Consider the following 20,078-nt stretch of genomic DNA (forward strand, 5'->3'; position numbering starts at 1 on the left):
AAACTTGAAACCTGAAACTTAAAACAAAAAAACTATTCAATCCTAAATACTGGTTCCAAATCCTTCTCTTCTTCGGGAGTAAAAATTCTATATTCTATTTGAAAAGTTTTCTTTAATGGAGTTTCTAACGAAAAACCTCCTACTCCAAAGGCATCAATTACGGTTAAAGTAAAGTGAGCATGTTTCCAATATTCAAATAAATCTTTGTCTACCCAAAATTCAACATCTTCAACAGTACCAATACATACATCTCCAGTTCGCTGGCAATAGCCTCCTTTTTCAAAACACTGTGGCTGTGTGCCTTCACAACAACCACCTGCTTGATAAAACATCAAATCACCGTGTTTTTCTTTTAGAATATTTATCAGTTCAACTGCTTTTTCTGTGGCATCAATTCGTTTAATCATCTTTTTATCATTAAAATTTAAAAAGCAGTAAACTCTATGAAGAAATTTACTGCTTTGACATAACCAACTATTTATGTTTTACTTTCAATCAAACAGTAATTCGATTATATTGAATATTTTCAAATCAAAATTGCCTGGAGTGAGCTCGCTTAATGTCATTAAATTTTCATTTAACGCCCCATACATTCCGCTAACTTTTTCCTAAGAATACTCCAGGATTTTGATAGTTAGCCTTTAGAAAAATCCTAGTTTCTTTTTGTCATAAGAAATCAGCATGTTTTTAGTTTGACGGTATTGGCTCAACATCATTTTATGGTTTTCACGACCAATTCCAGATTGTTTGCAACCACCAAACGGAGCACCAGCTGGGTAAGAATGGTATTGATTAATCCATACACGACCAGACTGAATTGCTCTTGGAACCTGATAAATTTCATGCGCATCACGAGTCCAAACTCCTGCACCTAAACCGTACATCGTATCATTTGCAATTTCGATGGCTTCTTCTGTAGTTTTAAAAGTCGTAACCGCCAAAACTGGCCCGAAAATCTCTTCTTGAAAGATTCTCATTTTGTTATGACCTTTAAATAAAGTTGGTTTAATGTAATAACCGCCTTCTAATTCTCCTCCTAATTTATTTTCATCTCCTCCCGTTAAAACCTCTGCTCCTTCTTCTTTTCCTAATTTAATGTAAGACATGATTTTTTCCTTCTGAACAATCGAAGTCTGAGCCCCAATCATAGTCGATTTATCCAACGGATTTCCCGCTATAATCGCTTCAGTTCTTTCGATAACTTTTTTGATAAACTTGTCGTAAATATCTTCGTGAATTAATAATCTAGAAGGACAAGTACAGATTTCACCTTGATTTAAAGCAAATAATACAGCACCTTCTACGGCTTTGTCAAAGAAATCATCATCATGATCTGCTACCGACGGGAAGAAAATATTTGGAGATTTTCCACCCAATTCTAAAGTAACCGGAATAATATTTTCTGTAGCATATTGCATTACTAAACGTCCTGTTGTAGTAGAACCCGTAAATGCTGCCTTTGAAACTTTTTTATTGGTTACCAACGGACGTCCTAATTCGGCACCAAAACCGTTTACTATGTTTAAAACTCCTGGAGGAAGAATATCTCCAATTAATTCCATTAAAACCATAATCGAAATTGGCGTACTTTCTGCTGGTTTTAAAACAATTGTGTTTCCTGCCGCAAGTGCTGGAGCAATTTTCCAAACTGCCATTAAAATCGGGAAATTCCACGGAATAATCTGCGCCACAACACCAAGAGGTTCGCTTAATGCAATAGAAACAGTTTGCGAATCTAATTCTGCTATCGAACTTTCTTCAGCACGAATTACGCCTGCAAAATATCTAAAATGGTCAATGGCTAAGGGAATATCGGCAGCAAGTGTCTCACGAACTGGTTTTCCGTTGTCTACCGTTTCAACTGCTGCAATATATTCTAAATTGTCTTCAATTTTTTGTGCAATCTTATTTAGTAAAATACTCCTTTCGGTTACCGAAGTTTTTCCCCAAGTTTTAAATGCTTCATAAGCAGTATCTACAGCCAATTCGAGATCTTCTTTCCCAGAATGTGCTGCTTTTGTAAATACTTTTCCATCAATTGGAGAAACAACATCAAAGTATTCTCCTTTAATTGGGGCTACAAATTTTCCACCAATATAGTTATCGTATTTTGCCTTAAATTCAGGTCTTTTTACTGCGGTACTCATAATATTCTTTTTTTGATTCACTTCAAATTTAGTTTCATAAAAAGAAACAGAATAGCACTTTTCGTTCATCTTGTAGCACAAAAATTACACATTCGTTTTTTTTAGACTTTTATAATAATCATTTAGCAAAATTTTAATCTATAAATTGCTAAATAATTAGTAGACAGCATTTTTCGGTCATTTAAAAACAAATAGAAAAAACTACTCAATTTTTTCTTACTCCAACGCGCAATCCTTATATTTGTAACCTCATACAAAGAATTAAAGAACTACAATGAAAATATCTTACAACTGGTTAAAACAATTTATTAAAACTGATTGGACATCTGAGCAGACTTCTGAATTACTAACAGATTTAGGTTTAGAAGTTGAAGTTGTTGAAAAATACGAATCAATTAAAGGAGGTTTGGCAGGCGTTGTTGTTGGACACGTTCTAACTTGCGAAAAACATCCTGATGCTGATAGATTGAAAGTTACTACAGTTGATGTTGGTTTAGAAGCTCCTGTACAAATTGTATGCGGCGCTGCAAATGTGGCTGCAGGACAAAAAGTACCTGTTGCAACAATCGGAACCGTTTTATACGATAAAGATGGTGCAGAATTTACCATCAAAAAAGGAAAAATACGCGGACAGGAAAGCCACGGAATGATCTGTGCTGAAGATGAATTAGGTTTAGGAAATAGCCATGACGGAATTATGGTTTTGTCCGAAGATTTGGTTCCAGGAACTCCTGCTTCTGAAGTTTTTCAAATTGCAAATGATGAAGTTTTCGAAATCGGATTAACACCAAACCGTGCCGATGCAATGAGCCATTATGGAACTGCTCGTGATTTAAGAGCAGGAATGCTACAACGTGGTGTAAACGTAGAATTGATTACGCCTTCTGTAAGCAATTTTAGAGTTGACATGCGTACGCTTAAAATTGACGTAAATGTTGAGGACAATCATTTAGCACCAAGATATTGCGGTGTAACTATTTCTGGAATTTCAGTACACGAATCTCCAAGCTGGCTACAAGACCGTTTAAAAGCTATTGGTCTAACTCCAAAAAATAATATTGTTGACGTTACTAATTATGTTCTACATGAATTAGGACAACCTTTACACGCTTTTGACGCCGCCAAAATCAATGGAAAAATTATTGTAAAGACCGTTGCTGAAGGAACTAAATTTGTTACTCTTGATGATATTGAAAGAACACTTCATAAAGAAGATTTAATGATTTGCGACGAAAAAGGTCCGCTTTGTATTGCTGGGGTTTTCGGAGGAAAAAAATCTGGAGTTTCTGAAGGAACTACTTCTATATTCTTAGAAAGTGCTTATTTTGATCCTGTAAGCATTCGTAAAACAGCAAAAAGACATCAATTAAGTACAGATGCTTCTTTTAGATTTGAAAGAGGAATTGACCCAACGATTACAGAATACGCTTTAAAACGTGCGGCGCTTCTAATTCAGGAAGTTGCGGGCGGAAAAATCACTTCTGATGTTGTAGAAGTTTATCCTAAAAAGGTTGAAGATTTTTCTGTTTTGTTGAATTTTAGCCATGTTTCTAAAATTATTGGACAAGAAATTCCAAAAGATACGATCAAAAAAATCTTGGTTTCTTTAGACATTAAAGTAAATAGCGTTTCTGATACCGGTTTAGGTTTAACGATTCCTGCATATCGTGTAGACGTTCAGCGCGAAATTGATGTAATTGAAGAAATTTTGAGAGTTTACGGTTATAATAACATTAACTTCTCTAAGAAATTTAATGCTACAGTAGCAAATTCGCCAAGAACAGAAGATTACAAAGTCCAAAACGTAATTGCTTCTCAGTTGAATTCGCAAGGTTTCCATGAAATGATGGCTAATTCATTGACGACTGCAGCTTACGCGAAATTATCAGCTTCATTAAAAGAAGAACACAATGTATCGATGTTGAATCCGTTGAGCAGTGATTTGGCTACACTTCGCCAATCTTTATTGTTTTCTGGATTAGAAGCGGTTTCATATAACATTAATAGAAAAAATTCAGATTTAAAATTATTTGAATTCGGAAAAACATATCACAAGTATTTAAACGGTTATGAGGAACATAAACACCTTTCTTTATTGATCTCTGGAAACAGAAACAAAGAAAGTTGGACAAATCCGCAAAAAACAACAGATTTCTTCTTGTTGAAAGGATATGTAAAAGCAATTCTATCTCGTTTAGGAATTGAAAAGATTTCTAATGCCCCAGTTCAATCGGATATTTATTCTGAGGGAACTGCAATTACTTACAACAACGATATTTTGGTTGAAATGGGTGTTGTTAAAAAACCTATTTTGAAGCATTTTGGTATTAAGCAAGACGTTTATTACGCAGATTTTAACTGGGATTTGGTTTTAAAAATCATTACAGGAAAAATTAAGTATACTGAAATTCCTAAATATCCAGAAGTTCGTAGAGATTTGGCTTTATTAATCGATGAAAAAACGACTTATGAAAGCATTTTCAATTTGGCAAAACAAACAGAAAAAGCGCTTTTAAAAGATATCAATCTATTTGATGTTTATCAAGGAAATAAATTACCAGAAGGAAAAAAATCATACGCATTGAGTTTTACTATTCAAGACAATACTAAAACATTAACCGATGCTCAAATCGACAAAATCATGTCTAAATTACAGCAGACTTTCGAAACTGAACTTGGTGCAAGTTTAAGATAATTTCTTTCTTACTTTTAAAATAAAAAACCCGACAAAATGAATTGTCGGGTTTTTTATTTTGTTTCAAGTTTCAAGTTTCAGGTTTCAAGTTTCAGCACGTTTAAAATTATGTTAAGCCAAACAGGGTGCTTTGTTTGGCTTTTATCTTCTTTTTAAAGCTGAACATGATTTTACTATTTTCTTGCCTTAAACGCGTAACAAAAGACGAAATTAGACTTAACCCTTTACTGCACGAGATTTTTTTCGTTTCTATTAATATGTTAGCGCAGCAAAAACGGGATACTCTTTTATTTTTTCTCTTCCGTTTAGAAAAGTCAGCTCCATTAAGAAATTACATTGTACAATTTCGCCACCTAATTGCTCTACCAATTCACAAACTGCTTTTGCTGTTCCACCAGTCGCTAACACATCGTCGTGAATTAAAACTCGATCTCCTTTTTTAATAGCATCGGTATGCATTTCTAAACTATCAGAGCCGTATTCCAATTCGTAAGAAGCAGAAATGGTATCAAACGGAAGTTTTTTTGGTTTTCTTACGGGAACAAATCCGGCATTTAACTCTTGCGCCAATAACATTCCGAAGAAAAAACCACGAGATTCAGCGCCAACGACCTTGTCAATTTTTTGTCCATTTAAAGAATCGAGCAAAATTTTAAGGCAATTTGTTCGCGCTTCTGGATTAATTAGCAAAGGTGTGATATCTTTAAATAAAATTCCTTCTTTTGGAAAACCCTGAATATCACGTATATAATTTTCGAACTGCATTTTTTTTTAATTTTATGTTATTTTTTCCTTGTTTATCTCACATTTATGTCTATCTTTGCATCCGCAATAAGCAATCAACAAAGCTACAAAAAAATAGCTAATTGATAACAAAAAGGCCTCGTGGCGCAACTGAATAGCGCATCTGATTACGGCTCAGAAGGTTACTGGTTTGAATCCAGTCGAGGTCACTACTAAAAAAACGTTAAAACTTAGGTTTTAGCGTTTTTTTTATGCTTTTAATACGTTTTTAATACGTTTTAACTTACTTAAATAGACGGTTTAGACATCCTGTCGAGATGACTACTCAGGATTTAAACCAAACTTAACATACTGATTTACAAACATAAAGACATTTAACTTATCTTTATATTAAGAATAATTTAACACTAAAAAACTAAATTATGAATTATAGAGACGAGCAACAAAAGGGAAAAATTTCTCCAGAAAAAGCACAGAAAACGCTTAAGAAGGAAGGAATAAATGTAACAGTTGAGCTAGCAGAAGAAATATTGTACTTTCTCCGACTGATAGCGAATATTAGTATTGTAAAATTTATCGAGAAGAACAAAACGACTGAAAAAAATAAATGAATGTAGATATGTTGCGTTGAAAAAAAATGAAGAAATTTTTAAGCTTTACAAAATTCACAACAAACGCTGTAGCAAAGAAGTCCTTAAACGAAAATAGCAAAATTCATCATCAAGACAATATTTAACATTTAAGAATGCTGTATCATTTCATCGTTGTAAAATCTTTACCGCATATCTTCGATCATTAATTATTGCTTAAATGAAACAAAATTTGGCTTTTCCTGAATTGTCTTTTTAAGATTATAGCTCCGATAGCAGTGGAAATCCTTTTGTGCTGGTGTTCGGCGCAAAAGATTGGAACGGATAGCGGGAAGAGCTCCTAAAAAACATTAAGACAAAATAACAGAAAGCAGTTCACAGAACCAAAGAAAGCCAGCTCTGCCTTAAACTGAACTATCTTTTTAAATCCTGCAAAATTCCCAAATTGTTTTCAACTGATGTTAAATGTAAAATAATGAAATACCATTCAAAATGTTCTATTGAAGGGACAACACATTGAAATTGAAAGAACTATTTCAGGGGTCTTTTCAATTAGACTCCTTTAATATTTTCTTCAGGCTCTTTTTAATTTCTCGGCCGTCATATGTCGCAAAATTTAAGTTAGTGCTAATCTTATGCAGTTTTTTTAAATTCATATTTGCCAGCAATAGGATATTTAATTTCATTTGAAGCCGTTCTTTTTTATTGTCAATCAGATAAGGAAGTCGTATAAATAAAACTTCATAATTCATATAAAGGGCCAAAAGATACAGAAAGGGCAGTATAAGAAATGTGTAGACAACCGGAAGAAATAAACTCTTTAAATTTTCAGCGGTGATCAGACTTTTATAATCGATTAGAGTTTTATAAAATACATAGATAAAAATAAGGATTCCAAGTCCGGCAAACAGACTTTTTAAACAGCTGGCCGTCTTCAGATGGTCAGCATTGGATCTTGAAGAATTTTCTGCCACAATCTGCATTAGACCTATAAAAGTCATAACTGGAATTATAAACATCTCTACACCAAAACTGAAAGTGTAAAAATTAGTGATAAACTCCAGAGGTATGACTGCTTTTAAGTTATCAATTATTATTGGTATGAAATAAGAACCTTCCTTTGCTTTATTCATATTAAAAAACAAAATGGTGGCTGAAGTCAAAGACCATAATATAGTATCTTTAAGCAGCCCCATATTCCAGACACCAGCCACATAGAAAGCAAAGGTTATTGCCCCTATATAGCAAAACATTCCCCATAAAGGAATTTGAATCTTACGATCAAAAAACTTTATTAAAATATCAAAAACGCCTTTAAATTTTACGATTAAAAGAGCAGTAATAATAAATATGGAACTCCATATCAGTATCGCAGTTTCTCTGGTTGAGAATATTTCAAACATAATTTTTAATTAAATAAAAGAATAATAAGTATCTATATTTGCAGCTATCGGGATGTTAATTCTGCGTACTGTCCCTACAGTTCCAAAAGTAATCTTAAGCATTAAATTAAAGGCAGGTATTTATACTCATTCATCGCGCCCAATTTTAAAATGTTTATTCGAAAATTGCTTCGGTCACTAATTCCTGTCCGATCAAATTCTAATTTAAAACTGGCAAATACCAAATAGAAGCTTTGTTTTAAGAAAACTGCAACCACAAAAAAGGTTGTTGCATTAGCATCATACAAAGAGCATTATCAACACTTTATCAATAGCAAAAGATTCTCAATTGGTTTAAAATCTATTAAAAAAGTGCAATAAATATTATTAAATATTCCCAAAAATCATTATGTTCGCTTTAAGAGAAGTTGGTAATCCTTAGAAGTTCCAAATGCTAAAAAAGGATGAAAAAATTCCTTCTATATATTTTCACACATAAATAGCTTTATTCAAGATTCCAAAAATATGTCCTTACATGAAGATTTAATAGGGGCGCATCCATCTGCGCCAAACCAATTTGCAAGATGGATGGACAGCTCAGACATTGAGCCGACAGATGCCAGATGCCACCGCGCGCTTACCAGTAAACTAGCCGCCGATGAACCAGCGCTGATTGAATGGCTCGCTGAAAAACTTATCCATCATCACTACGATCAGATCAGGATCGACAGGCTAAAACAGAAATATCGTGAAGCCGGATTTCCGGATTATGCCGAGCAGAACAGAAACCTTCCAAGGGCCGATAAAACCAAAAAAGGAAACGCCACCGAAATACTTCTTATCGAATACATCAAGAGCTGCCAGGGCAAACCTTTGGTACACGCCTTCAAACTTCGTTATAATCCCAACGTCGATCAGTCTGTCAAAGGCGATGATACACTGCTGGTGGACATCCTTACCGATGCAGCTGGGACGCAAAGGCTGAAAATATTCCTGGGAGAAGCAAAATTCAGGAAACTGCCAGCAAAAAAAGTTATTACAGATATTACCCAATCGTTGGGAAAAGACAAACTTCCGCTGTCTTTTTCCTATATGATCAGTGAGCTGAGCAGGGATGCTGCCACAAAACCTACAGCTGACCTGCTTGACAATTTTCTGATAAGCGAAATAAAATCAAGGGGAGACATCATTTATACGGGACTTCTGCTCAGCAACACCGATACCTTTAATGTTGTGGAAAGGCACCTGACCGCAGACAATCCCGAAATGATTTTTATATCGGCTGGCATTGATAATCCCCAAACCCTAATTGACCAGGCCTTCCTAAGGGCCGAAGCAATGCTTGCTAATCCAGAAACACTATGACAAATGAAGTAATCAGGGAGAAACTTTCCAGGATCGAGAAGGATGAAACCATACAAAATCTAATGGCGCAGGCAAATGCCCGCTATATTTTATTCAATACCTCAGAAGACAGGAAAAACTTTCCGCCCTATACCATCAACGATGACAGCCTGAACATACTGGCGCTGTATTATCTTAATTTTGGGTGTTCCTTTGCAGAAAATGAAAACTTCTCCGAAGCAATAGAACCATTGGAAAAAGGAGCTTCTCTGCTTGAATTCGTACACAGTGCGGAATCTAATAAGGCCAGTACAAGCAATTACTACGGACTGGTTGCCTCCCTGTCCTATTACGTCAGTTTTCAATACTCCAAATCCTTTATCCTGATCAAAAAATTCAGCTCGGATTCCGTTATTGCAGAATTGATACATTTATTCCTGCTCAGGGAATTTGCAGCCCTGAAAAGCAGGATAAGCACCATGCTTATTGATGAAACCTACCAGGATTCCTATATAGCAGAAAATCTTCAGCAAGGACAGGCACAGCAGAAAATTTATGAAATAATCATAGCAAAATCCCTGGATGCTTTTCTCAATTATTTTTACAGCGGCGATAGAGAACTTCTTGAAAAAGCAAAGTCAATGCTTCGAAACCTCAAGGAAATAACAGAGCTTGAATCTGATCCCGGAATCTGGTGGGTGGTCAGACTGCTTCTGCTGATCTCAGAAGGCTTCGGACAGGCATCCCTTTGGAATTCACTCTCTCCCTATTTCGATTTGGATAATCCACAGGTCAGGGGGTACATAAAATCTCTGGTATACATGCAGCCCAGGGGAATTTATGAACTTTTTGTCACACAGAGAAGATCCATGGAAAAGGTGCTTAACAATCAAAACGGATGTATTGTCAGCATACCTACCAGCAGCGGGAAAACCAGAATCGCCGAATTGGCCATACTGGACTGCCTGATGGAAGACCCTGACAATAAAGTCTTATACATTGCTCCTTTCCGTTCCCTTGCTTTTGAGGTCGAAAATTCACTTGCGCCGATTCTTGAAAATGCCAGCATATCGGTTTCGCACCTTTATGGTGGCAGTCTGTACAGCAAACTTGATGAAAAAGTAATCGAAGATTCCGATGTCATAATCGCCACACCGGAAAAGGCAAAGGCCATACTGCGCGGAAACCAGGACCTCATTGACAGCATAGCACTTATTATCATTGATGAAGGCCATCTGCTGGGACTGGATAAAAGAAACGTCGTAAACGAAATGTTCTACGAAGAGCTTCGTTTTTATATGGATCAGAACGGAGGCAAGTTCCTGCTCCTCTCAGCAGTGCTGCCCAATTCAGAGGACTTGGCCCTATGGCTAACGAAATCGGATCAGACTATTTACAAGGATAAATGGCGTCCTTCGGACGAAAGGCTGGGAATATTGGAATGGAGCGGCCGCCTTGTTAATCTGAACTGGATCAGCAAGGATGAAGAAAGGGCATCATTTAACAGGCGTTTTATTGTAGCTGAAGAGCTGCCGCTCAAAAAAAGGGAACGGATAGTTAAAACCAATCCTGCAAACAGGAACGAAGCTGTAGCAGCAACTGCATACAAATTCAGGACATTTGGCTCGGTACTTATATTTGTCGGTCGTAAAAACTCTGTATTTGTAATGGCAAAAGCCTATTTAAAAAGCCTTGGAGGCAATGCCACCGACCATGTATGGAAAAATACGGCGGACTGGAGGGCATTCGAGCTGGCTTGCATGGAAACTTATGGAGACGCCGCTAATTCCTGGCTGAATTTTGCACGTAAGGGCATACTCTGCCACAATGCCGATCTGCATGCCGATGTAAGACTGCCCCTGGAAAGGCTTATGAGAGCCGATAAGCCCCTGGTGATCATAGCAACATCAACTTTGGGACAAGGCGTCAACTTAGGGGTTTCAACGGTAATTTTTTCTACCCTGCATCAGGCCCGCTCTGATATTTCTTCCAGAGATTTCTGGAATATCGCCGGAAGAGCCGGAAGGGCTTATGTAGACCATGAAGGAAAAATACTTGTGGCCATGGAAACTGCAGGCAAATCACAGAGAGCAGTTGCCGCTGAAGCGCGCGCAATCAGGAAAAAATATTTTGACAAGGAGAAAATCGACCATGCCAAAAGCGGTATTATGCTGCTTATTAAAGAACTTATAGAACTAGCTGATGATAATGCTATTGATTTTGATCTGCTCCTGGAGCTAATTGCAGAGAACAGAACAGATGAAATCGGCAGCCAGGCACAGGAAATCGATGCCAAACTGGACTGGATCGATGATACGCTCCTTACTCTGCAAACCCTGAATAACCCTACAGGGGAAATCGATCTTTCCTGGTCTGAATCCTTTTTTGCAGGATCACTGGCCAGTATACAAGCTGAAAATGAAAGATCAATTTCTGCAGATGAAGTCTCTGACTTTTTAAGGGCACGGATAAAAGGAATTGTTCAAAAGGTTGGCGAAGACCGCAGACAATGGAACATGATAGCACGCTCGGGGCTGCCACTCAATACAGACCTGCTGATAGAAGAAAAGCTCGATACCATAATTGGTCTTGTGCAGGGCACTTTTTTTGATGATTTTTCCCTTGTCCAGACTAAAATTGATCTACTGGCATCCTTGGAAACCGTGCTACAGGACTTGCCTGTTCTGGTTGAAAATGGCAGCACCATACAGAGCGACTCAAAAGATGAGATAAGAAGCAGATGGCTCAGCGGAGTCTCACTTTCGGAAATTCTACCCCTAGAGAATGCCACAACAATCATTACCAAATTATACACCTTTAACCTTCCGTGGATTTTAAATGGTATTGCAAAGAAAATGCGGCTAATGGAATTGGACGATGAGGCAGAGATAATAGAAGAGCTTTCCATACTTCTCGAAGCAGGCCTGCCATCACTTAAAGCGGTAAAAATCTATCAAGCGGGAATAAGGTCACGTTCTGCGGCCAATGAATTGGGAGAAGAGTTTCAAGATGATGACTGGAACAAAAGTGTATACAGCTACAAAAGGGATCTTATATCCAATGCGGAGGATTATAAATTCCTTGCTGCCGCAAATACAGTAGAGTGGCTTGAATTGCTTGCAAGCGCTGCTACACGTAAAGATATTAAAGTCAAAAAAGTGCCATCGTTCACTTTTGGTGAAATACATATACAAACCTCCACGTTTATAGCAAGGCACATAAACGGCATGCAGTACTTAATAAGTCCTGATCTTCAGGTTATGGAACATATTACCAATGATGTAATTGATTTTACGACGGTAAACGATGTAGCGGGAATCGAATTTATATATGATGATTTTGAAGGACAATGGAATATGCATGTACATAATCCCTATGTTCATTTAATTGACTAACACTGTATTATCACAAATGAAATTACTGTCCATTTTACAAAATGGACAGTATTCATTTCTCTTCATACCTTCCATAAAATGCATCGAAATTTGCAGATAATACGATCTCATTTAGATTTTTTAACTGCCTGAAAATAAAAAATTAATTTACTACCTCTTTGTGTTCCAGGCCTTCTAGCTTTTGAATGGCCGCTGCCAATAATTTTGCGTGCCTGCCTAAATTGAATTTTCTAATTCTGGGTGCGTTTTCAGCATCTTCACTAATTCTTTCCAAAATCTCACCTAAAGCTTTTTATCTAATGCATAAACTTCAGAAATGCTTGCATTTGAAATGATTCTTTCTGGAAAGTAGCGCTTTTCAATAAAACTGAAAAAAGATTCAAGGCCGGCACTTTTTAAATGTAGCAGCGTTTCAGATAGCTTCTCAGAGAAATAAATCAATTTTTAGCTCTGATGGAACAACAATCAATTAATTCATGGCGACAATGAAAGACAATTCTAACTTAACTTAGAACATTCTTTTAAAATCCTCCATAAATTTTGTAAATTTATATATTAGTTCAATGCGATGAATCAATTGAGTTTTTATAATTTTTGAATCAATCCCCAACAGGACATCTAAACCAAATTAACGAAGCCAATGGAAGACAGACCACTACATATAGAAAGCCAATTTCTTTAAATCATCCAAAAATGATGTTGTAATTTGTCCTGTCCCCGTCACTACTAAAAAAACGTTAAAACCTATGTTTTAACGTTTTTTTTTATGCTTTTTACCATGTTTTAACACGTTTTAACTTACTTTAGTAGACGGTTTAGACATCCTGTTGAGGTGACTACTCAGGATTTAAACCAAACTTAACACACTGATTTACAGTTACAAAAACATTTAACTTATCTTTACATTAAGAATAATTTAACATAAGAAAACTAAATTATGAATTATAGAGATGAGCAATACAAGGGGAAAATTTCTCCGGAAAAGGCACAAAGAATGCTTAAAAAAGAAGGAATGAATGTAACAGTTGAGCTTGCCGAAGAAATATTATATTTTCTTCGGAAGGTGGCTAATATACAAATACAACATTTTTTAGAAAAAAATGATAAAAAGAAAAAGGGATGATTACAAAACTATAAATCATATCTTTTTGTATCTTAAAAAGTTAAAACAGATTTATAAAATCAGAAAAAAGCCTGAAAGCGGAAAAACCGAAGTTCCTTCGGTTTTTCCGCTTATAATCCTTCTGACCTTAAAATTATCCATCACCTTATTCTATCTTCATTCCATGATTGTTGTTGTCTTTCAGGAACTGCTTTAGCTCAGGGTGCATTCCCGAAACTTTATTATCGATGTATTCCTGTATAAAAGGAGCGATTTCGTACTGGCAGTCCTCCGGAGGGTCCATTCCCATATCAAGATAGTCTTCAATATCCCCAGAACACAATAGGGCGGATTCCACCATCGAAATCGTAATTAGAAAAAAGGTTAATATATACGAAATCCTTGTATTGACATTTCCAAGATAAATATCCAACTGTGCATTGCTTGATCGTATCAGATTATGCTGGGAGAACTGCCTTCCATTATTGTGGACATAATTATTAAGCTTCCCTGTCAAAACCTTCCAGTAGCCCTGAAGGTTATAACCTGTCAGCACCTCCTTGATATTCTCATTCTGTTCAAGGACATTCATGTAATTCTTAAAACTTAATTTTCCCCTCACTCCCGCAGGGGCTTCCACAACTTTGTTGGTCAGCCATGCCTCGACAGCCTTTTCGTCATCGGTCATTACCTGATTAAATTCCAAAGATGAAAAACCTTCCACAAACGCCTCCAGATCATCCATTTTGAAATTATCAAGGGAATCTTGGGTAAAAGGTTTTCTTTGGTTCACAACCGCCAGCGTATAAACATAAAGCAGCAGGTCATCCCTTAATCTTCTTACTAAAGTATTGGCATCGGCAAAACTCCCAATGGAACAGCACAATTTGATGCTTCTTAGCGTCTGTACCGAATTCTCAATTACATGGCCACTGACATTTAGAAGCTCTTTATCGGTTATCAATGAAATTATTCTTCCGCTGAAGCTCAATAGATTTGAGAAATTTTCAAGAAAATCAGCATTGCTGTCATACTCTTTTTCAAATTTTTTAAAAGCCTCCGTTTCAATCATGGGAAGCTCGCCTTGATAATGAATTTTCATTTTTAAAGTTGTTTTTGATTAGTATAAATCCCACCAAAGAATAACACCTGCTTTCCGATTACCCTAAATAGAGTTCGGTACGCTAAAAAGCGTCTTACCCTGTATGCCAAGTAATTATCAAATTTAGGTATTATTTTGATTCAAAGATATTCAGCAGCTGCGCAGTGATTTTGCGCAGTAAGTCAAAATAAAAAATAAACACATTTAAGAAAATTTTCATATTCAAATTTGCTTTAATTAAATTTTATATCGTAATATTGCAATATAAATATAAAACGATGGGGGCAACAAAAACAGATCACTTTACAGAAAGCCAGAATGAGCTGGCTGTTCTAGCCAAAGCGTTAGGCCATCCTGCGCGTATCGCTATTATGGAATATTTATTAAAAGTGGATGCCTGCATCTGCGGAGATATTGTAAACGAACTTCCCCTTTCACAGCCGACAGTTTCACAACACTTGAAGGAATTGAAAAATGCAGGGCTGATAAAAGGAAACATTGAAGGAAATTCCATCTGCTATTGCATCAATGAACCTGGACTTGAAAAGATAAAAGGTTTCTTTCAGCACATATCAGATCATTTGGCAAAGAAGAGAAGCGAATGCTGTTAATCTATAAAAATATGGAAATCAGAAAACTTTCAGACAAACACTGGGATCAGGTAAAAATAATCTACCAAAAAGGAATAGATACCGGCAATGCCACTTTCCAGACCAGCGCCCCTTCATGGGAAGACTGGGATCAGTCACATCTTAAGTCTTGCCGAGTTGTGATGCAGGAAGATGGTAATGTAATTGGTTGGGCTGCCCTTACCCCTGTTTCTTCACGCTGCGTTTATGCAGGCGTTGCAGAAGTGAGCGTATATGTGGATCCAGCACATTCAGGAAAAGGAGTCGGGCTTACCCTTTTAAATGAACTTGTCCGACAGAGCGAAACAGAAGGAATCTGGACGCTTCAGGCAGGAATCTTTCCTGAGAACACGGCAAGTCTCCGTATCCATGAAAAAGCAGGTTTCAGGATACTTGGAACAAGGGAGAAAATCGGAAAACAAAATGGTATCTGGAGAGATACTGCGCTTCTTGAAAGAAGAAGCTCCGTTATTAATTAATAAAAATATAGTTTAACTAAATATAAAAAATTATGAAACTTTCAGAAATTAAAGAAGTGCTTAAAACAGTAGAAGCTGTAAATTTTGAACTGCCGGACGGCACATTTGTACCGGAATATTTTCACGTAACTGAAGTAGGCTTGGTTACCAAAAACTTCATCGACTGCGGAGGAACAGTAAGAAAAGAAACAGTTGTAAACTTCCAGCTTTGGGATGCCAATGACTACGAGCACAGGCTTAAACCTCAGAAACTGATCCACATCATTGAGCTTTCAGAAAAAGTATTGGGAATTGAAGACCATGAAATTGAAGTGGAGTACCAGAACACTACTATCGGCAAATACGATTTGGATTTTAACGGTAAAAACTTCACTCTACTTAACAAACAGACAGCCTGCCTTACTCAGGAGCAGTGCGGTATTCCATCAGACAAGCCTAAAGTAAAATTATCTCAGTTAAATACTGACAATGCTAATTCATGCACTCCGGGCGGAGGATGCTGCTAATCAATAAACAGATAATCAATAACCCTTTACAGCCAAAAAAGTATGTTATATCCACAAATTGAGAATACCGTCAAATCATTTGATTTTAAGCAGATCTCCGAAGATCGCAAAGCAGTACTGCAGCCATTAATCGACTTCATTCAGACTAAAGTGGACAGTAATCTGGAAACCAGACTAAACCTAATCTGCACGCATAATTCCAGAAGAAGCCACTTATCGCAGGTTTGGGCGCAGACTGCGGCTGCCTATTACGGCATCAAAAACGTATCATGCTATTCAGGAGGAACAGAGGCTACCGCCCTTTTCCCAATGGCAGCGGAGACTTTGAAGGGTTCAGGATTCAACATCAAAACGCTTTCAGAGGGATCAAACCCGGTTTATTCCATAAAATATTCAGCGGATGAGCTTCCAGTCGTAGGCTTTTCCAAAACCTATGATGATGATTTCAATCCTGAAAGCGGATTTGCCGCAATAATGACCTGCTCGCAGGCTGACGGCGGATGCCCGTTTATAGCAGGCGCAGAGAAAAGAATTCCGATTACCTTTGAAGATCCAAAAATTTCTGACGGAACGCCTCAGCAGAAAGAAACTTACCTGGAGCGCAGCCTGCAGATTGGAACTGAAATGTTTTACGTATTCTCACAAATAAAAAAATAAAATGTCAGCAAATAACTGTGCACCAGTCGTCGGACGCAAAAAGTTAAGCTTCCTTGACCGCTTCTTGACCCTTTGGATTTTCCTTGCCATGGCTATAGGAGTGGCAGTAGGATACTTTATTCCTTCAAGCGGAGATTTCATCAATTCTTTCTCCAGCGGAACAACAAACATTCCATTGGCAATAGGGCTTATCCTGATGATGTATCCGCCTCTGGCAAAAGTAAAATACGAACAGATGGGACAGGTTTTCAAAAACACTAAAGTCTTGGGCGCATCTTTATTCCTGAATTGGATTGTAGGACCTGTCTTAATGTTTTTATTGGCGCTACTGTTTTTGAACGGATATCCTGAATACATGATTGGGGTGATCCTGATCGGTCTGGCACGTTGTATCGCAATGGTAGTGGTATGGAACGATCTTGCCGATGGAAACCGTGAATATGCAGCAGGACTTATCGCCCTTAACAGTATTTTTCAGGTACTCCTTTACAGTGTATACGCTTACATTTTCATAACCATCCTTCCTCCCTATTTTGGATATGATGGTTTTGAAGTCAATATCAGCATTGCGCAGATTGCCGAGAGCGTCGGTATCTATCTAGGTATTCCTTTTGCTCTGGGAATCATAAGCCGTTATGCTTTGATAGCCCTAAAAGGTTCTGAATGGTTCGAAACTAAGTATGTGCCTTTTATCTCGCCGATTACTCTTATTTCATTGCTCTTTACAATTATTGTAATGTTCAGCCTGAAAGGGGAACTTATTGTTCAGATCCCTATGGACGTAGTGCGTATTGCAATACCGCTTGTCATATACTTTACTTTGATGTTTGTCATCAGTTTCTTTATCGGCAAATATTTTGGAGCTGACTATTCAAAGGCAACATCTATAGCATTTACAGCCACCGGCAATAATTTTGAACTTGCTATTGCCGTAGCAATCGGCGTGTTTGGAATAAACAGCGGTCAGGCTTTCGCAGGAGTTATTGGTCCTCTGGTAGAAGTGCCTGCTCTTATCGCATTAGTTAACCTTGCATTCTGGTTCAGAAAAAGATTTTATTTAAATCAGGCTTCGAGTCAATAAATGAATCTAAAAACAGGATATGAATGGAAAGCTTTAATTTGTTTTTAAAGAGCATTGCTCCTATCAGCGATCAGGAATTTGAAAATTACAGTCCGTATTTCAAAATAAGGACATTAGCCCGAAACAGTTATTTTGCTCAAATTGGTAAAATCTCACATGAAGCGGCTTTTATTAAAAAGGGGCTGCTGAGAACTTACTATATAAATGAAAAATCCGAAGAAGTGACTTCGTGCTTCTGTTCAGAAAATAATTTGACAACTTCCTACAAGAGCTTTATTTCACAGCAGCCTTCGGAACTTTCCATTCAGGCCGTAGAAGATACTGAACTTATAACAATCAGTTACAATGACCTGCAGATTCTCTATCAAAAAAGTCCTCTTTGGCAGAATATCGGAAGGACAATTGCCGAGCGGCAGTACATGGTAATGGAACAGTATGCAAGTGTTTTGTGCAATGAAAGCGCAAAGGAAAAATACATGCGTATGCTTAAGGAACAGCCCGCAGTTGTAAACAAGGCTTCAGTAAATGATATTGCAAGCTATCTAGGGATAACCCGCAGGACTTTGAGCAGAATAAGAAATGAGATAGCACAAAAATAGAGGACATTTGTCCTTAGTTTTAATTATGCTTCCCCATAGTTTTGCTTTTATAATCAATTAAAAATAAAATGGAAACAGCAATTATCATTTCATCCTTCTTTCTTGTTCTTTTTGCGGTCTTGGCCTTATATGATGGCTTCTATCTGCATATTTTCAAATACCAGCTTCACAATCGGGAAGAAAGTAAAACCGAGCACATTACCCATACATTCAGAGCTGTTTTCTTTCCGGCAATCCTTTATTTTTTATTCTTGAAACAAAATAATCATACGGCTTTTGTAATAGGCTTAACCATTGTCCTTTTAGACATACTGGTGCTTGGGTATGACGCTTTTATAGAAAAGGACAGCAGGCAGTTTATGGGAGGGCTTCCTCGCTGGGAATATATTGTTCATTTATTCGTAAATGGGTTTCATTTTGCGTCAATTGCGGTTTACCTCTCCATCAGACTTACTTTTCAAAATGGGGAAATAATGATTTCTAATACCAATCAATCTCCAGGCTACTTTAATTTGTTAATTGTAAATCTTTTACCGGGAGCTATCGTAATGGCGATTCTTCATGTTTTCTTATGCATGCCAAAAACAGCCCCTATCTGGAATAATTTCAGAGGCAAAATCAATTGTTGTTAATCCCGCTTTCTTCAAAAGCAGAACAAAAAAACTATGAGTTTGGAAATAAATACTATTCACAATCAGTTTTATATCATTTTGGGCAAATATATTAAGGCACGTATAAATGATACGGGCGATGCATCTGATGTTTTGCAGGAAGTTTTTATTAAGATAAACGAGAATTTAGGATCACTGACTGAAGAAAGTAAATTAAAAAGCTGGATTTTCACGATCACAAGAAATTCCATTATTGACTATTACCGAAAAAATTCCAATCATAAGAAATCAGAACTGACCGAATGTATGATGCAAAAAATAATGCATGAAACAGATTTTGATACTTCAGAAAGTCTGGACTGTTGTCTAATGAAATTCATTGAGCGGCTGCCGGAAGACTATCGGGATATTATCATGGATAGCGAAATCCATGGAATTAAACAGAAAAACTTAACAGAAAAATACAGCCTTGCCTACGCTTCCATACGATCTAGAGTGCAGAGAGGCAGATCCAAATTAAAGGAAATGCTTCTGGATTGCTGCAGTATTGAATTAGACCGCCGTGGAAATGTTATGAATGTTACGTCTAAAAAATCATGCAGCGGAGGAAAATGCTGATATCACCAAATCATTTTTGGAAACTTCATATATAAAAATTCAGGCTGTTAGAAAAAAAATCATCAAAGTCTGCATCATTTTTAGATTAGTACGTCTTAAGTAGTATTAATCATTAAAAATTAAAATTATGAAAAACAAAATGTACCTTACTCTTGCAGCATTGGTATTGTCTGCTGGAAGTATCTTCGCTTATGCGAACTTATCAAAAACTGATGCAAAGAAAAACTGCACTGAAAAATGTTCTACGCATTGCTGTAATGACGATTCGGGAACTTGTTCTCCGAAAGATTGCAAAAAGTAATATTTCACGTTACTACTTAAAAGACAACTCAAAAAGTTGTCTTTTTTTATGCGCAGGAATCATTCATAAATTTAATTCAAATGTTTTGTATTTTAG

Annotated in this window: 19 protein-coding genes and 1 tRNA gene; 15 read left to right on the top strand and 5 right to left on the bottom strand. The window is 36.9% G+C overall.

The genetic code is table 11. From position 1 onward, the window contains the following. Positions 1-32: 32 nt before the first annotated feature. Both ACFO3N_RS21940 and ACFO3N_RS21945 read right to left on the bottom strand, forming a co-directional pair. Complete coding sequence (locus ACFO3N_RS21940) at positions 33-407, bottom strand: DUF779 domain-containing protein (protein WP_379800997.1); 375 nt, start codon at positions 405-407, stop codon at positions 33-35. A 234-nt stretch (positions 408-641) separates the two neighbouring features. Beyond that, entirely contained in the window at positions 642-2,147 is a 1,506-nt protein-coding gene (locus ACFO3N_RS21945) for an aldehyde dehydrogenase family protein (protein ID WP_379800998.1), read from the bottom strand. Positions 2,148-2,421: 274 nt separating this feature from the next. Between ACFO3N_RS21945 and pheT the strand changes: the two genes are divergently transcribed. Further along, positions 2,422-4,842, top strand: coding sequence for a phenylalanine--tRNA ligase subunit beta (gene pheT / locus ACFO3N_RS21950; RefSeq protein WP_379800999.1), 2,421 nt, complete (start codon positions 2,422-2,424; stop codon positions 4,840-4,842). A 252-nt stretch (positions 4,843-5,094) separates the two neighbouring features. On the opposite strand, the gene ACFO3N_RS21955 is transcribed toward pheT, so the two are convergent. Beyond that, positions 5,095-5,607 carry an adenine phosphoribosyltransferase gene (locus ACFO3N_RS21955; protein WP_379801000.1) on the bottom strand — a complete coding sequence of 171 codons (513 nt, stop codon included), beginning with the start codon at positions 5,605-5,607 and terminating at the stop codon, positions 5,095-5,097. Between the two features lie 114 nt (positions 5,608-5,721). On the opposite strand from ACFO3N_RS21955, the gene ACFO3N_RS21960 reads away from it, so the two are divergent. Further along, positions 5,722-5,795: transfer RNA gene (locus ACFO3N_RS21960), tRNA-Arg, on the top strand. Positions 5,796-6,008: 213 nt separating this feature from the next. Beyond that, complete coding sequence (locus tag ACFO3N_RS21965; protein ID WP_379801001.1) at positions 6,009-6,197, top strand: hypothetical protein; 189 nt, start codon at positions 6,009-6,011, stop codon at positions 6,195-6,197. A gap of 527 nt (positions 6,198-6,724) precedes the next feature. On the opposite strand, the gene ACFO3N_RS21970 is transcribed toward ACFO3N_RS21965, so the two are convergent. After that, positions 6,725-7,579 carry a hypothetical protein gene (locus ACFO3N_RS21970; protein WP_379801002.1) on the bottom strand — a complete coding sequence of 285 codons (855 nt, stop codon included), beginning with the start codon at positions 7,577-7,579 and terminating at the stop codon, positions 6,725-6,727. A gap of 504 nt (positions 7,580-8,083) precedes the next feature. Here ACFO3N_RS21970 and ACFO3N_RS21975 point away from each other — a divergent pair. From ACFO3N_RS21975 to ACFO3N_RS21985, 3 genes are all read left to right on the top strand, one after another. After that, positions 8,084-8,923, top strand: coding sequence for a Hachiman antiphage defense system protein HamA (locus tag ACFO3N_RS21975; protein ID WP_379801003.1), 840 nt, complete (start codon positions 8,084-8,086; stop codon positions 8,921-8,923). Then, positions 8,920-12,297 carry a DEAD/DEAH box helicase gene (locus tag ACFO3N_RS21980; RefSeq protein ID WP_379801004.1) on the top strand — a complete coding sequence of 1,126 codons (3,378 nt, stop codon included), beginning with the start codon at positions 8,920-8,922 and terminating at the stop codon, positions 12,295-12,297. Before ACFO3N_RS21975 ends, ACFO3N_RS21980 begins: the two co-directional genes overlap by 4 nt. A 937-nt stretch (positions 12,298-13,234) precedes the next feature. Then, entirely contained in the window at positions 13,235-13,420 is a 186-nt protein-coding gene (locus ACFO3N_RS21985) for a hypothetical protein (RefSeq protein WP_111378119.1), read from the top strand. Between the two features lie 145 nt (positions 13,421-13,565). On the opposite strand, the gene ACFO3N_RS21990 is transcribed toward ACFO3N_RS21985, so the two are convergent. Then, complete coding sequence (locus tag ACFO3N_RS21990) at positions 13,566-14,501, bottom strand: hypothetical protein (RefSeq protein WP_111378120.1); 936 nt, start codon at positions 14,499-14,501, stop codon at positions 13,566-13,568. 278 nt (positions 14,502-14,779) lie between these two features. On the opposite strand from ACFO3N_RS21990, the gene ACFO3N_RS21995 reads away from it, so the two are divergent. The 9 genes from ACFO3N_RS21995 to ACFO3N_RS22035 all read left to right on the top strand — a co-directional run bounded on the left by ACFO3N_RS21995 (position 14,780) and on the right by ACFO3N_RS22035 (position 19,982). Continuing rightward, the gene (locus ACFO3N_RS21995; RefSeq protein ID WP_111378121.1) at positions 14,780-15,112 is read left to right on the top strand and encodes an ArsR/SmtB family transcription factor; all 333 of its coding nucleotides are present in this window, start codon (positions 14,780-14,782) and stop codon (positions 15,110-15,112) included. Beyond that, on the top strand, positions 15,103-15,609 hold the full coding sequence (locus ACFO3N_RS22000) for a GNAT family N-acetyltransferase (protein ID WP_111378122.1): 507 nt from the start codon (positions 15,103-15,105) through the stop codon (positions 15,607-15,609). Before ACFO3N_RS21995 ends, ACFO3N_RS22000 begins: the two co-directional genes overlap by 10 nt. Before the next feature lie 32 nt (positions 15,610-15,641). Further along, positions 15,642-16,115, top strand: coding sequence for a DUF6428 family protein (locus tag ACFO3N_RS22005; protein WP_379801005.1), 474 nt, complete (start codon positions 15,642-15,644; stop codon positions 16,113-16,115). Positions 16,116-16,157: 42 nt separating this feature from the next. Next, positions 16,158-16,772 carry an arsenate-mycothiol transferase ArsC gene (locus tag ACFO3N_RS22010; RefSeq protein WP_379801006.1) on the top strand — a complete coding sequence of 205 codons (615 nt, stop codon included), beginning with the start codon at positions 16,158-16,160 and terminating at the stop codon, positions 16,770-16,772. 1 nt (position 16,773) lies between these two features. Further along, positions 16,774-17,853 carry an ACR3 family arsenite efflux transporter gene (arsB, locus tag ACFO3N_RS22015; RefSeq protein ID WP_111378125.1) on the top strand — a complete coding sequence of 360 codons (1,080 nt, stop codon included), beginning with the start codon at positions 16,774-16,776 and terminating at the stop codon, positions 17,851-17,853. 23 nt (positions 17,854-17,876) lie between these two features. Next, positions 17,877-18,452 (top strand): Crp/Fnr family transcriptional regulator, encoded by a 576-nt coding sequence (locus tag ACFO3N_RS22020; RefSeq protein WP_111378126.1) that lies wholly within the window; start codon positions 17,877-17,879, stop codon positions 18,450-18,452. Positions 18,453-18,520: 68 nt separating this feature from the next. Then, complete coding sequence (locus ACFO3N_RS22025; protein ID WP_111378127.1) at positions 18,521-19,084, top strand: hypothetical protein; 564 nt, start codon at positions 18,521-18,523, stop codon at positions 19,082-19,084. A 33-nt stretch (positions 19,085-19,117) separates the two neighbouring features. Beyond that, positions 19,118-19,681, top strand: coding sequence for an RNA polymerase sigma factor SigZ (gene sigZ, locus ACFO3N_RS22030; protein WP_379801007.1), 564 nt, complete (start codon positions 19,118-19,120; stop codon positions 19,679-19,681). A gap of 127 nt (positions 19,682-19,808) precedes the next feature. Further along, on the top strand, positions 19,809-19,982 hold the full coding sequence (locus ACFO3N_RS22035) for a hypothetical protein (RefSeq protein WP_162615489.1): 174 nt from the start codon (positions 19,809-19,811) through the stop codon (positions 19,980-19,982). Positions 19,983-20,078: the final 96 nt, after the last annotated feature.

Origin of the sequence: Flavobacterium chungangensis (assembly GCF_042654045.1) — a bacterium.
GTDB classification, from domain to species: Bacteria; Bacteroidota; Bacteroidia; order Flavobacteriales; family Flavobacteriaceae; genus Flavobacterium; species Flavobacterium chungangensis.